14 protein-coding genes and 1 pseudogene are annotated in these 12,318 nt (G+C 65.6%); 12 read left to right on the top strand and 3 right to left on the bottom strand.

The window, feature by feature from the left end; translation table 11 throughout:
• Positions 1–10: 10 nt before the first annotated feature.
• The 3 genes from QM707_RS05015 to QM707_RS05005 form a co-directional block, all read right to left on the bottom strand.
• Positions 11–955, bottom strand: coding sequence for a glycosyltransferase family A protein (locus QM707_RS05015; protein WP_415000762.1), 945 nt, complete (start codon positions 953–955; stop codon positions 11–13).
• A gap of 136 nt (positions 956–1,091) precedes the next feature.
• Positions 1,092–1,997: a phosphate/phosphite/phosphonate ABC transporter substrate-binding protein gene (locus tag QM707_RS05010; RefSeq protein WP_415000761.1), complete on the bottom strand. Its 906-nt coding sequence runs from the start codon at positions 1,995–1,997 to the stop codon at positions 1,092–1,094.
• 81 nt (positions 1,998–2,078) lie between these two features.
• On the bottom strand, positions 2,079–2,927 hold the full coding sequence (locus tag QM707_RS05005; protein WP_415000760.1) for a YgfZ/GcvT domain-containing protein: 849 nt from the start codon (positions 2,925–2,927) through the stop codon (positions 2,079–2,081).
• Between the two features lie 61 nt (positions 2,928–2,988).
• On the opposite strand from QM707_RS05005, the gene QM707_RS05000 reads away from it, so the two are divergent.
• The 12 genes and pseudogenes from QM707_RS05000 to QM707_RS04945 all read left to right on the top strand — a co-directional run bounded on the left by QM707_RS05000 (position 2,989) and on the right by QM707_RS04945 (position 12,318).
• A complete protein-coding gene (locus QM707_RS05000; RefSeq protein ID WP_415000759.1) occupies positions 2,989–3,132 on the top strand; it encodes a DUF1674 domain-containing protein in 144 nt (47 codons plus the stop codon).
• Between the two features lie 45 nt (positions 3,133–3,177).
• Entirely contained in the window at positions 3,178–3,579 is a 402-nt protein-coding gene (gene sdhC, locus QM707_RS04995) for a succinate dehydrogenase, cytochrome b556 subunit (protein ID WP_415000758.1), read from the top strand.
• The gene (sdhD, locus tag QM707_RS04990) at positions 3,576–3,953 is read left to right on the top strand and encodes a succinate dehydrogenase, hydrophobic membrane anchor protein (protein ID WP_415000757.1); all 378 of its coding nucleotides are present in this window, start codon (positions 3,576–3,578) and stop codon (positions 3,951–3,953) included. The genes sdhC and sdhD overlap by 4 nt, the downstream gene beginning before the upstream one ends.
• Before the next feature lie 7 nt (positions 3,954–3,960).
• A complete protein-coding gene (gene sdhA / locus QM707_RS04985; RefSeq protein ID WP_415000756.1) occupies positions 3,961–5,754 on the top strand; it encodes a succinate dehydrogenase flavoprotein subunit in 1,794 nt (597 codons plus the stop codon).
• A 10-nt stretch (positions 5,755–5,764) separates the two neighbouring features.
• The gene (locus QM707_RS04980) at positions 5,765–6,118 is read left to right on the top strand and encodes an Mpo1-like protein (RefSeq protein WP_415000755.1); all 354 of its coding nucleotides are present in this window, start codon (positions 5,765–5,767) and stop codon (positions 6,116–6,118) included.
• Positions 6,119–6,133: 15 nt separating this feature from the next.
• Entirely contained in the window at positions 6,134–6,922 is a 789-nt protein-coding gene (locus QM707_RS04975; RefSeq protein WP_415000754.1) for a succinate dehydrogenase iron-sulfur subunit, read from the top strand.
• A 13-nt stretch (positions 6,923–6,935) separates the two neighbouring features.
• On the top strand, positions 6,936–7,343 hold the full coding sequence (locus QM707_RS04970; protein ID WP_415000753.1) for an MAPEG family protein: 408 nt from the start codon (positions 6,936–6,938) through the stop codon (positions 7,341–7,343).
• The gene (locus QM707_RS04965; RefSeq protein ID WP_415000752.1) at positions 7,340–7,588 is read left to right on the top strand and encodes a succinate dehydrogenase assembly factor 2; all 249 of its coding nucleotides are present in this window, start codon (positions 7,340–7,342) and stop codon (positions 7,586–7,588) included. Before QM707_RS04970 ends, QM707_RS04965 begins: the two co-directional genes overlap by 4 nt.
• Before the next feature lie 79 nt (positions 7,589–7,667).
• Positions 7,668–8,000, top strand: coding sequence for a hypothetical protein (locus QM707_RS04960; protein WP_415000751.1), 333 nt, complete (start codon positions 7,668–7,670; stop codon positions 7,998–8,000).
• 18 nt (positions 8,001–8,018) lie between these two features.
• Positions 8,019–9,262: pseudogene (locus QM707_RS04955) on the top strand (lipoprotein-releasing ABC transporter permease subunit).
• Complete coding sequence (gene lolD, locus QM707_RS04950; protein ID WP_415000750.1) at positions 9,255–9,974, top strand: lipoprotein-releasing ABC transporter ATP-binding protein LolD; 720 nt, start codon at positions 9,255–9,257, stop codon at positions 9,972–9,974. The pseudogene QM707_RS04955 and the gene lolD overlap by 8 nt, the downstream one beginning before the upstream one ends.
• Positions 9,975–9,978: 4 nt before the next feature.
• The gene (locus QM707_RS04945) at positions 9,979–12,318 is read left to right on the top strand and encodes a DNA internalization-related competence protein ComEC/Rec2 (RefSeq protein ID WP_415000749.1); all 2,340 of its coding nucleotides are present in this window, start codon (positions 9,979–9,981) and stop codon (positions 12,316–12,318) included.

The raw sequence follows: 12,318 nt of genomic DNA, 5'->3' as shown, positions 1-12,318 counted from the left end.
CGTGAAAGGATCAGGTCTGCGGGCGCGCAGTGACGAACCAGGGAAGGGTATGCAGCCGCAGCCAGGCTGCGAAGTTCTTGCGATAGGAGAGCGAACGCCGGTAGCAGTCGGCCGCCCGCGCCGGGTCGCCATGTTTCGCCCATTGTTTAGCGGCGCGATACCAGCGGCGCGCGAGCTGACGGTTTAACTCACGCACCGGCAGGAAGCGGGACAGGGATTCCTTGTGGGCCAGATCGTCGAAAACCTGGGCCCAGCGCTCTTCGTAGTTGCGATAGCTGCGACACAGATGATCGCTGTCGCCGCTGCCGCCCGAGTGGTTACGACCCATGCAGACGGGCGTACCCGGCGCATGCAGCCAGGGCCCGAGCAGGGAAACGCGAACGAACAGGCAGGTGTCGTGCCCGGTCATGACCTGCTCGGGATAACCGCCGGCCTGTTCGATGGCCCGGCGTCGGAACAGCGAGCAGGAACCGATGCCGGCGCCATGCTGGTACATCCAGGCGACGGCGTTGTCGGCGATGCCGTCCAACCGCACGGATTTGTGGGTGCCGCGGGAGAAATCGACCATATCCTGGTTGCAGGAGACGGCGACGGCGTCCGGTCGCGCCGAAAGCGCGGCCTGGCAGCGTGCGAGGAAGTCGTCGGGCCAGGCGTCGTCGGAATCGAGGAAGGCCACCAGGGTCGCGTCGGGCACCAGGCGCAGGCCATGATTGCGTGCCGCTGCCGCCCCCTGATTGGCCTGCTTGCGCAGGATCACCGGGAACCGCGGCTGCGATTCGCGTTGCCACTGTTCCATGCTGGCTTCGATGTCGTCGCTGGAGCCATCGTCGATGACGACGAGGACGGCGGGCGCATGCGTCTGTCTCGCGACCGACTGCAGGGTCGCGAATATCGTCCTGGCCCGGTTGTAGACCGGGATCACGACCGCGATCGTGTTGTCCCCACTGACTGCCATCGGCAGAGCCGCCCTGTTTTCCCCAGGGGAAGTCTAGCCGAAAGTGCTCAAGCCCGGAGGCGAACCACGCCGCCCGGACGAGCGCGGACGACGTGGAGAGGGACGAAAAAGGCGGAGGCGTGGCGCTTGGTGGCGCTCAGCCGCCGACACCTACGGTCACGCCCTTGGCCTTTTGGGCAGGCTTGGCGCCGGGCTTGGCCGGCGCAGGCGTAGTTGCAGGCGCGGTCGCCCGCTGCGGCAGCGCCTGGTAGCCGAACACCCCGCGCAGCAGGCGTTCGCTGCCGGCGTATTCGCTGGTGTTGGCAGGCACGAACTGCGTCGTGCCGAGTTCCACCAGCACTTCGTTCAGTGAGCTGTCGCGATGCAGGCGCAACAGCGCGTCCGCGACCTTCTTGCGCACGTCGGCCGGCACGGTCTGCGATGCGGAGAACGCACGGGCGGCGAACTCGCGCGAAGTGAACAAAGGCACCAGGTTCGGATATTCGCGCGCCACGTAGTTGGGCACCATGGCGGCGTCGGTTTCGCCGGCGAAGACCATTTCCACGCCGTCGCGCCAGGTAGCGGCAGCCGAGTTGATTTCCGGCTGCGCCAGCGGATTCGAGTACAGCTCGCCGAGCAACAGATAGCCCATGCTGGGCGCCGACATGCTGACGATGCGATCGCCGATCAGTCCGTTGACGCCGCCCTTCTCGCGCTGCGGGTCGGCAAGCAGGACGAAATTGGTCGGATCGGACACGCGCGCGAGCGGCACGAATTTCTGCCGATTGATGCGGTACTCGGTGAAGTGCGCTTCTTCGAACGCGAAGTCGACCTTCGCATTCGTGCGCATGTCGCGCCAATAGACGTGGTAGTTGGCCGCCGGCTTGAGCAGGAAGCGATGGCCAGTGGATTTGCTCAGGTAAGCGAGCAGGGGCTTGTAGACCTGCTGGGCCTGGGCCGGCGGATAAATCGGTTCCACCGCGAGGTAGTAGTCGGCCGCCATGACCGGCGCGGTCAACGTAAGAGACAGAGCGACAGCGAGTGCGATATTCCTGAATTTCATGGCATCCCCCCAACCGTACGGGTTGGTATATCAGACAGCGCCGCTTTCGCCAAATTCCCGATTAAAGAGCGGTGACGGCCGTCACGCTGGCTCGGCAGACGGCAGCGCCAGCCGCTGCAGGGGGAGTTCTCCGGACCACAAAGCCGCTTCGGACTTGTCCAGCGATGCGACGGCCAGGGCCTGTTCGCCGTCGGCGGTGGCGCAGACGATTTCGCCGATCGCCATTCCTCCTGGCTCGTTCGTGAGCGGGCGACCCGCGGCGAGATCGCTGCCGGAAATCCGGATCAGGCCGCGCTTGGCCTGCCCGAGGTAATGCGTCCTGGCCACGATTTCCTGGCCGGGATAGCAGCCCTTTTTCAGGCTGTAGGCCGAGAAGCGACCCAGCGACAACATCTGTGGCGTCCAGCTCTCGCGCTGCTCGACCCCCAAGCGCGGGAAACCGGCGGCTATGTCGGCCGCGCGCCAGGCGGCATTCCAAGCATCGCTGGCGGGCGGCAACGCGGTCCCGGCCGGCACCAGGCGCAGCTCGCGGGGCAGATCGCCGGACGCCATCGGCAGGCGCCACTCGCCTTCGGCGGCGGCGACGGGACCGAAGCTGCCCGCGACGGACCAGGGCGTTTCACCGGTCAGGCCCAGCTTGCTCCTGAAGACATAGCGCTGGAACTGCGATTTCAGCTCGTTCGCCGGGTAGTCGGGCAGGACGAGTAGGTAGCGCCGCTCGTCGGTCCGCAGCAGCGCGAATAGCGCGATGACACGGCCCTTGGGATTCAGCCAGCCGTTCCATTGCCATTGGCCGGTGGCGAGCGCCGCTACGTCGTTCATGCATTGGGCCTGCAGGAAGGCACCGGCATCGGCGCCTTCGACTTCCAGAACCGTGAAGCCGTCGAGCATCGCCAGGCCAGTCAGGCCGTTGTCAATCTTGTTAGGCATGGGGGGCGGGACTTAACATCCGCGTATGGATTCCAGGCTGCAGATGATAGGTCAAAGCCCCGTGCCGACCCGCGACGACCGGCCGGCCGAAAACGAGAACCGCCCCGAACCTCCCGTGCCGCCCGTCGAAATCGGCGGGCGCGAGGGCCCGGAGCCGACCCGTTTCGGCGACTGGGAAAAGAACGGGCGCTGCATCGATTTCTGAGGCGTCCGGCGTCTCGTCCTCCACGTACTCCAGCGAGTTCCGCGCATGGCCGCTCCGCAACGCCCCTTGTCGCCCTTCATGATCGGGCCGTATTACCGGCCTCAGATCACCAGTGTGCTGTCGTTGACCCATCGCGCCACTGGCGTAGCTCTGGCCATTGGCGCCTTCGTGCTGGCGGGCTGGCTGCTGGCGGTTGCCGGCGGCAGCGAGAGTTTTGCCTGCTTCTCCGAATACGCGGGGTCCTTGCTCGGCCGCATCGGCCTGTCGGTCTTCGCCATTGCTCTGGTCTACCACTTCCTCAACGGAATCCGGCATTTGCTCTGGGATGTCGGCTGGGGCTTCGAGATTCCCAAGGTTTACGCGACGGGCTACGCGCTGCTCGCGCTCTGGGTCGTGCTGAGCGCCGCGATCGTCTACGTCGGCTGGACGGCGGGAGGTGCGGCATGAGCCTGCGTGATCCGCTGGCGAAAGCCCGTGGCTGGGGCTCTGCCAAGGACGGCGTCGGCCACTGGTGGGTGCAGCGGCTCACGGCCGTGGCGCTGCTGTTGCTGAGCCCCTGGTTCGTCGTGCTTGCCCTGGGCCTGATCGGCGCCGACCAATACACCATGCGCACGACCCTGGCGCAGCCGCTGAACGCTTCGCTGATGCTCGCCTTCGTGCTGTCGCTGTTCTGGCATGCGCAACTCGGCCTGCAGGTGGTGATCGAGGATTACGTGCACGGCTGGCTGGAAATCGCCCTGCAGATCGCCGTCAAGTTCGCCTATGCCCTCGGCGCCATCGCCTGCATCGTGGCGATCGGCCGCCTCGTCTTTTCCGCCTGAGTCCGCCATGACCGCTGCCTACAAGATCACCGAACACAAGTACGACATGATCGTCGTCGGCGCCGGCGGCGCCGGTCTGCGTGCGACGTTCGGATTGGCCGCGAAGGGCCTGACGACCGCCTGCCTGACCAAGGTGTTTCCGACGCGTTCGCACACCGTGGCGGCGCAGGGCGGCATTTCCGCCGCGCTGGCCAACATGGGCGAAGACGATTGGCGTTACCACTTCTTCGACACGGTGAAAGGTTCGGACTGGTTGGGCGACCAGGATGCGATCGAATACATGTGCCGCGAAGCGATCCCGGCCATCATCGAACTCGAACATCAGGGCGTACCGTTCTCGCGCACCGAGGAGGGCAAGATCTACCAACGCCCGTTCGGCGGCATGACCACGCGTTACGGCGAAGGTCCGCCGGCGCAGCGCACCTGCGCGGCGGCCGACCGTACCGGTCATGCGATCCTGCACACGCTCTACCAGCAGTCGCTCAAGCACGACGCCAAATTCTTCATCGAATACTTCGCCCTCGACCTGATCATGGACGAGGAGGGCGCCTGCCGAGGCGTGCTCGCCCTCGACATGGCCGAAGGCACTTTGCACCTTTTCCGCGCCCAAGGCGTGGTACTGGCCACCGGTGGCTATGGGCGTGCGTATTTCTCCGCGACGTCGGCCCATACCTGCACCGGCGACGGCGGCGGCATGGCGCTGCGCGCCGGCCTGCCGTTGCAGGACATGGAGTTCGTGCAGTTCCATCCGACCGGCATTTACGGCGCCGGCTGCCTGATCACCGAGGGCGTGCGTGGCGAAGGCGGCATCCTGCGCAACTCGGCCGGCGAACGTTTCATGGAACGCTACGCGCCGAGCGTGAAGGACCTGGCGCCGCGCGACATGGTTTCGCGTTCGATGACGATCGAGATCCGCGAAGGCCGTGGCGTCGGTGCCCACAAGGACCATATCCACCTCGACCTGACCCATCTGGACCCGAAGGTGATCCACGAGAAGCTGCCGGGCATCGCCGAAACCGCGAAAATCTTCGCCGGCGTCGACGTGACGCGACAGCCGATCCCGGTGCTGCCGACCGTGCACTACAACATGGGCGGCCTGCAGACGAACTATCACGGCGAAGTCGTCACCCTGAAGAACGGCAATCCCGACCATGTGGTGCCGGGCCTGTACGCGATCGGCGAAGCGGCCTGCGTCTCGGTGCATGGCGCCAATCGCCTCGGATCGAATTCGCTGCTCGATCTGGTGGTGTTCGGGCGCGCGGTGGCGAATCGCTGCGCCGACACCATCAAGCCGGGCCAGCCGCACAAGTCCTTGCCGAGTTCGGCCTGCGACAAGTCGCTGGCGAACTTCGACAAGCTGCGCCATGCCAATGGCGGAACGCCGACCGCCGAGATCCGCGACAACATGCAGCGCATCATGCAGAACGACGCGGCGGTGTTCCGCACCGGCGAAACCCTGCAGCAAGGCGTGACGAAGATCCGCGAGGCGCACGCCAGCTTCGCCGACGTCAAGGTATCCGACCGGTCGCTGGTCTGGAATTCGGACCTGATCGAGACCCTCGAGCTGCAGAACCTGCTCGGCCAGGCCGTGGCGACGATGGTGTCGGCGGAGAACCGCAAGGAGTCGCGCGGCGCGCATGCGCGCGAGGATTTCACCAAACGCGACGACGCCAACTGGATGAAGCACACGCTGTGCTGGGTCGACGAGCGGGGCGGCACCACGCTCGACTACCGGCCGGTGCACATGAGCGTGCTGTCGTCCGATGTCAGTGTCATTCCCCCGAAAGAACGCAAGTACTGAGGTCCCGGTCATGGCGCGCGAAGGCGGCATCATCGCCTGGCAATGGAGCCACTACGGCTCCAATCATCGCGATCGCGGCAATCTTCTGCTGCACTTCGTCGCCGTGCCCGTTTTCATCGGCGCGACGCTGGCGTTCGTATCCTGCATCGTCCAGGCCTACTGGTTCGCTGCGGCGTTGTCCTTCCTGCTGATGGTCGCCGCCTTCGCGGCGCAAGGCGTTGGCCACAAGCGCGAACGCGAAGCACCGGTGCCTTTCGATGGCCCGGGCGATTTCCTCGGTCGCGTCTTCGTCGAGCAGTTCATCACCTTCCCCCGTTTCGTCCTCACTGGCGGCTGGATGCGCCAGCTGAGCCAGCACGACTGATCACCTGAGGTTCGCATGGCCGAGTTCACGCTTCCGAAGAATTCCAAGATCGGCAAAGGCCGGCACTTTCCGGCCAAGTCGGGCGGCAAGAACTTGCGCAATTTCAAGATCTACCGCTGGAATCCGGACGATGGCGCCAATCCGCGCGTGGACACTTACGAAGTGGACCTCGACGCCTGCGGCCCGATGGTTCTCGATGCGCTGATCAAGATCAAGAACGAGATCGACCCGACGCTGACGTTCCGGCGCTCCTGCCGCGAGGGCATCTGCGGTTCCTGCGCGATGAATATCGACGGCACGAATACGTTGGCCTGTACGCGCGGCATCGACGAATGCGGCAAGAAGGAAGTGCCGATCTACCCGTTGCCGCACATGCCGGTCATCAAGGACCTGGTGCCGGACCTGACGCACTTCTACGCGCAGTACGCCTCGATCAAGCCCTGGATACGGACGCAAAGCACGGCGCCCGCCAGCGGCGAACGCCTGCAGTCGCCGGAAGACCGCAAGAAGCTCGACGGCCTGTACGAGTGCATCCTCTGCGCCTGCTGCAGCACCAGTTGCCCCAGCTATTGGTGGAACGGCGATCGCTATCTCGGCCCAGCCATCCTGCTGCAAGCCTACCGCTGGATCATCGACTCGCGCGACGAAGACACCGGTGCGCGCCTGGACGATCTGGAGGATCCGTTCAAGCTCTATCGCTGCCACACCATCATGAATTGCGCCCGTACCTGCCCAAAAGGCCTGAATCCGGCCAAGGCGATCGGCGAGATAAAGAAGTTGATGCTGCAGCGTCGCGGCGCCTGAGGCCGTCGTCGCGATGAGCCTGGCCTGGCCGATGTTCGCGATGGTCGCGCTGGTGCTGCTGGTCTGGCTGCGCCTGTACCAGACGCGGATCGGCGAGATGAAGCGTCGGCGCATCCATCCGCAATCGGTGGCGTCCAACGCGGAGATGACAGCGAAGATCGATGACGCGCGTGCGTCGGACAATTTCCGCAACCTGTTCGAACTGCCGGTGCTGTTCTACGCCGGCTGCCTTCTCGCGCTCGCCACGCGGCAGGAAAGCGGAACGCTGCTTGCCCTGGCCTGGACCTTCGTCGCGCTTCGCTACCTGCATTCGTTCATCCACTGCACCTACAACAAGGTCATGCACCGCTTCCAGGTCTATGTGCTGGGCGGCATCTGCCTGTTCGGATTCTGGGGCGTGCTGATGGTTCGTTTCTTGTGAGCGATGATTCGGAACTCAAGCGGTTGCGTTGGCGCTGTCGCCGCGGCATGCGCGAACTGGACCAACTGATGCTGCGCTACCTCGACCGGGCCTGGCCCACGGCTTCCGACGCCGAGCGCTCCGTTTTCCTACGGTTGCTGGACTGCGAGGACGATAAGCTCTGGCGATGGTGCATGGGACGCGAGCACGCGGAGGACGCGGAATTGCATGCGATCGTCGAACGAATCGTCGCTCTGCCGCCTTGACTGGCGGCCGTCCCGACTCTACGCGGGCACGCTCGTCTTGCTGGGCGTGCTGGCGGCTTCGGCCGTCTGGATGAGCGCCATGCCCGTCTCGCTTGCCTCGTTCGTCAGCATCGCCGCCGCAGGCCAGGGCTTCCGTCTGGCCCATCGGGAATGGTCGCGACCGGCGTGCGAAGTCTGCTTGAGTCCCGGGGATGCCACCTTGCGCCTGAACTTCCGCGGTGGAGTGGAGTCCTGGTCCGGGTTACGCGTGCACCTTCGCGGACCGCTGGCCAGCGTCACCGGCGTTGACGGGTCGCACCGTCGGCGCTTGCACTGGTGGCCGGATACACTGTCGCGCCGCGATCGGCGCGGGTTGCGCCTGGCGGCAGGGCGCATGCAAACGACGAACGCAAGCCCTTCCTTCATCTACTAGCGAATCGGACCGCCCGGAATGTTCCAACCGCTTTCACTATCCATCGGCTTGCGCTACCTGCGCGCCAAGCGCCGGAACGGGTTCATTTCGTTCATTTCGCTGGCTTCGATCCTGGGGATCCTGATCGGCGTCATGGCCCTGATCACGACGATCGCCGTCATGACCGGATTCCAGGAAGAACTGCGCAATCGCATCCTGTCGATGGTCGCGCACGCAACCGTCGAAGGGGTGGACGGGCCCTGCAGGAGTGGCCGAAGGCCATCGCGCTGAGCGGGCAGGATGCCCGCGTTCTCGGCGCGGCGCCCTATGTCGAACGCGAGGCGATGATCCAGGGCGCGCGCGTGCAGGGGGCGATGTTGCGCGGCGTGCTGCCGGACCGGGAACCGAAGGTCTCCGATATCGCCAAAAAGATGGTGCGCGGCAACCTCGGCGACCTGAGGCCGGGCGAGTTCAACATCATCCTCGGTCGCGAGCTGGCGACCTGGCTCGGCGTCGGTGTCGGCGACAAGGTGACGGTCTACGTGCCCGAGTTCAGCACCACGCCGGTCGGCGTCGTGCCGAAGATGCGCCGTTTCACCGTGACCGGCATCTTCGAGGTCGGCGCCCAGGAGTACGATTTCGGCCTGGCGCTCATCCACATGCAGGACGCGCAGAAGCTGACGCGATTGGGCGAAGGCGTGACCGGCGTGCGCCTCAAGCTCAACGACATCTGGGATGCGTGGTCGGTCGCTCGCAGCCTGGCCGATCGCATGGGCGGCCTGTATCGCGTGCGCGACTGGACGCGCGATCACGAGAACTTTTTTCGCTCGCTGAAGATGGAAAAGACGGTGATGTTCATCCTGCTCTCGCTGGTGATCGCCATCGCCGCCTTCAACCTGGTGTCCTCGCTGGTGATGCTGGTGCAGGACAAGCAGGCCGACATCGCCATCCTGCGCACATTGGGCCTGCCGCCCGGGTCGGTGATGCGGATCTTCGTCGTGCAAGGCCTGGTGATCGGGGTGGTCGGGATCGCGCTCGGCGTGGTGGCCGGCGTGATGCTGTCCTTGAACCTTAATCACATCGTCGAGTGGATCGAGGGCATGACCGGCAGCGAGCTGATGCCGGCCGACGTCTACTACATCAGCGGCGTTCCGACGGTGGTCGAAGCGAGCGACGTGATGATGGTGGCCGGCGTGGCCTTCCTGATGTGCCTGCTCGCGACCCTGTATCCGGCTTGGCGCGCTTCGCGCGTGGACCCGGCGGAGGCGCTGCGCTATGAATAAGCAAGCGGCGGATCATGTCTTGCCCGAGGTCGTGCTCGAGTGCCATGGCCTGGGCAAGACCTACCGCGAGGGAGATCTCGTCACGCCGGTGTTCTCCGGCCTGAACCTGTCGGTGCGCCGACGCGAGAGCGTCGCGATCGTCGGCGCCTCCGGCGCTGGCAAGAGCACCTTGTTGCACCTTCTGGGCGGGCTCGATTCCGTGACGGAAGGCGAGGTGCTGGTGGCTGGCCAGGCCATGTCCGCGTTGTCCGATGCCGGGCGAGGCAAGTTGCGCAATCACATGCTCGGTTTCGTCTATCAGTTTCACCACCTGCTGCCGGAGTTCACCGCGCTCGAGAACGTGATGATGCCCCTGCTGATTCGCGGAGATCCGGTGGCGGCCGCGCGCGCCGATGCGACCGACTTGCTCGGACGTGTCGGCTTGGCGCACCGCCTGCGGCACAAGCCCGGGGAGCTTTCCGGCGGCGAGCGCCAGCGCGCGGCGGTGGCGCGAGCCCTAGTCACGCGACCGGCCTGCGTACTTGGCGACGAACCGACCGGCAACCTGGACGAAAAGACTGCGGCGAGCGTGTTCGATCTGCTGCTCGAACTCAATCGCGAAATCGGCACGGCCTTGGTGCTCGTGACGCACGATCGCCGTCTGGCGCGGAAGTTGGGTCGCACGCTGGAACTGACCGAAGGCCGGTTGCACCCGCTCGCCAACCAGGACTGACGTGATGCATGACCGAACGCCACCGACGCCGCTGGGACTGTCGGTGGCGGCGGCCTTGCTTTGCGGCGTCACGCTATTGCAACTCGCCCCGTCCTTGCCGCCAGTGTGGTTGGCGGCCGGCTTGTCCACGCTCCTGTTCGCCGGTTTCGTTCGACGGCCGCGTCTGAGGATCGTGTGCGCATTCCTGTTCGGAGTGGCCTGGGCGTCGGTCTGGGGCCAGCACGCCATGCAATCACGATGGCAGGGCGATGCGTCGCGCGATACGTGGCGGCTCAGCGGTCATGTCGTCGGCTTGCCCGTTCTAGACGCGAACGGCGTGCGCTTCGATTTCCGGATGGATGCGGGCGAGCCCGCTTCGCTTGTGGGCGAGAAGTTGCGCCTGGGTTGGTACGGGCGTCAGGAAGGACTGGAGCCCGGAAGCCGTTGGGAATTCGACGCACGGCTGAAGCGACCGCGCGGCGTGCTCAACGCCGGTGGCTACGATGCCGAGCGTCAGGCGATCGTGCAGCGCATCGCGGCGACGGGTTACGTCCGCGCAGACGGTCGTGCGCTATCGCTCGCCGATGGCGCGGGCATCGACCGTTGGCGCGATGCCATCGCTCAGCAGATGGCAAGCGCTTTGCCGGACGGGCGGGACCGCTTCGTTCGGGCCCTCGCGATCGGCGACACGCGCGGGCTCGGCGACGAGGACTGGGAGATACTGCGATCGACCGGCCTGACGCATCAGATCGCGATCTCGGGATTCCATGTCGGCATGGTCGCCGGTTTCGGCAGCCTCTGCGTCCTGGGCTTGTATCGGGTGCTGCCGGGTTGGGGAAGGCGCGTGCCACGGCCGCAGGCCGCAGCGATCGGCGCTTTCGCATTCGCTTTGGCCTATTCGGCCCTGGCTGGATTCGCCCTGCCGACGGTGCGCACCTTGCTGATGATCGCTGCCGTTGCGGCGCTGCGAATGCTGAGGCGTCCACAGCGCGCGCAGGACGCGATCGCGCTGGCATTGATCGTCGTAATGCTGTTCGATCCTTTGTCGGTACTCACGCCCGGATTCTGGCTGAGCTTCATCGGCGTGGCCTGGTTGCTTTGGTGTCTTCCGCAACCGAGGGAGTCGGGCCTGCTTCGCTCGTTCCTGCAAGCACAGAGCGTGGCCGTGTTGGGCTTGCTGCCTCTGACGATCTGGTTCTTCGGGCAGGCTTCGTTGTCCGGGCCGATCGCGAATCTGGTGGGTATTCCCGTCATCAGCCTGTTGGTGGTGCCGCTGTGTTTGCTGGGGCTGTTGCTGTCGCTCGTCTGGAAAGCCGCAGCGGTAGCTTGCTGGCAATTGGCGGCGTTCTGCATGGAGGGTTTGTGGCATGGCCTGGAGCTCTTGGCTTCGTCGCCCGCGACCTTGCTATGGTTGCCCGAACCCTCGCTCGCGGCCTTCGCACTGGCGTGCATCGGCGCCTTCTGGCTGTTGATGCCACGCGCCGTGGCGGGAAAGTGGCTCGCGATCCTGTTGTTCCTGCCCTTGGTTTGGCCTGCCACGTTCAGGCCGGCGTTGCGCGAGGCGGAGATCGTCGTGCTGGATGTGGGGCAGGGCAGCTCGGTACTGATACGCACGCAGAACTATGCCCTGTTGCTGGATGCCGGACCCGCGAGCGAGCGTGGGCTGGACTATGGCGAAGCGGCAGTCGTTCCTGCGCTGCGCGCCCTGGCGGTCGCGCGGCTCGATCGCCTGATGCTCAGCCATGGCGACAACGATCATGCCGGCGGCGCTGGCGCGGTGCTGGCCGCCTTTCCGGAGGCTGGCGCGTACGCGCCAGAGGGATGGGCGCCTGTCGGCAGCCAACTCTGTCGGCGCGGCGACCGCTGGCGTTGGGACGGGGTCGATTTCCAGGTGCTGCACCCGCCGCCCTTGTTCCCCTATCTGCGCAACGACAGCTCCTGCGTGCTGCGGGTGGAGGCGAGCGGTCGGGTGGCATTGTTGCCGGGAGATATCGGGAAATACGTCGAAGCCCGGCTACAACGCGAAAACGCGGCCGGGCTCAGAGCGGACTGGCTGCTGGTGCCCCACCACGGCAGCGAAACATCCTCCACGGGCGAGTTCATCTCGGCGGTAGCGCCGGCCTGGGCGGTCGTCAGCGCGGGGGCGGACAATCGTTTCGGTCTTCCTCGCGAAACGGTCCTGCAGCGCTACCGGCATCGAAATGCCCGGATCCTGAACACGGCGGACGCGGGCATGCTGCGCTTCGCGCTGCGCGCCGATGGCGTGCACCTGCTGGAGGCACGCCGGACGCACCGTCCCCGCTACTGGCGGGACCGGCCGGACGCTTCACAGGCTATGCTATCGGCCATCCCCCCGAAGACGTAG

This window comes from Arenimonas sp., from assembly GCF_047602345.1.
In the GTDB taxonomy this organism is placed as follows: Bacteria; Pseudomonadota; Gammaproteobacteria; order Xanthomonadales; family Xanthomonadaceae; genus Arenimonas.
Note: the sequence above shows the minus strand (reverse complement) of the source record. Positions and strands in the feature narration are given on the sequence as shown.

Coding starts and splice junctions, on each gene's coding strand:
- QM707_RS04945 (WP_415000749.1), top strand. CDS start 9,979: ATGCATGACCGAACGCCACCGACGCCGCTGGGACTGTCGGTGGCGGCG.
- sdhA (WP_415000756.1), top strand. CDS start 3,961: ATGACCGCTGCCTACAAGATCACCGAACACAAGTACGACATGATCGTC.
- sdhC (WP_415000758.1), top strand. CDS start 3,178: ATGGCCGCTCCGCAACGCCCCTTGTCGCCCTTCATGATCGGGCCGTAT.
- QM707_RS05010 (WP_415000761.1), bottom strand. CDS start 1,997: ATGAAATTCAGGAATATCGCACTCGCTGTCGCTCTGTCTCTTACGTTG.
- QM707_RS04975 (WP_415000754.1), top strand. CDS start 6,134: ATGGCCGAGTTCACGCTTCCGAAGAATTCCAAGATCGGCAAAGGCCGG.
- QM707_RS04980 (WP_415000755.1), top strand. CDS start 5,765: ATGGCGCGCGAAGGCGGCATCATCGCCTGGCAATGGAGCCACTACGGC.
- sdhD (WP_415000757.1), top strand. CDS start 3,576: ATGAGCCTGCGTGATCCGCTGGCGAAAGCCCGTGGCTGGGGCTCTGCC.
- QM707_RS04960 (WP_415000751.1), top strand. CDS start 7,668: ATGCCCGTCTCGCTTGCCTCGTTCGTCAGCATCGCCGCCGCAGGCCAG.
- QM707_RS04970 (WP_415000753.1), top strand. CDS start 6,936: ATGAGCCTGGCCTGGCCGATGTTCGCGATGGTCGCGCTGGTGCTGCTG.
- QM707_RS05005 (WP_415000760.1), bottom strand. CDS start 2,927: ATGCCTAACAAGATTGACAACGGCCTGACTGGCCTGGCGATGCTCGAC.
- QM707_RS05015 (WP_415000762.1), bottom strand. CDS start 955: ATGGCAGTCAGTGGGGACAACACGATCGCGGTCGTGATCCCGGTCTAC.
- lolD (WP_415000750.1), top strand. CDS start 9,255: ATGAATAAGCAAGCGGCGGATCATGTCTTGCCCGAGGTCGTGCTCGAG.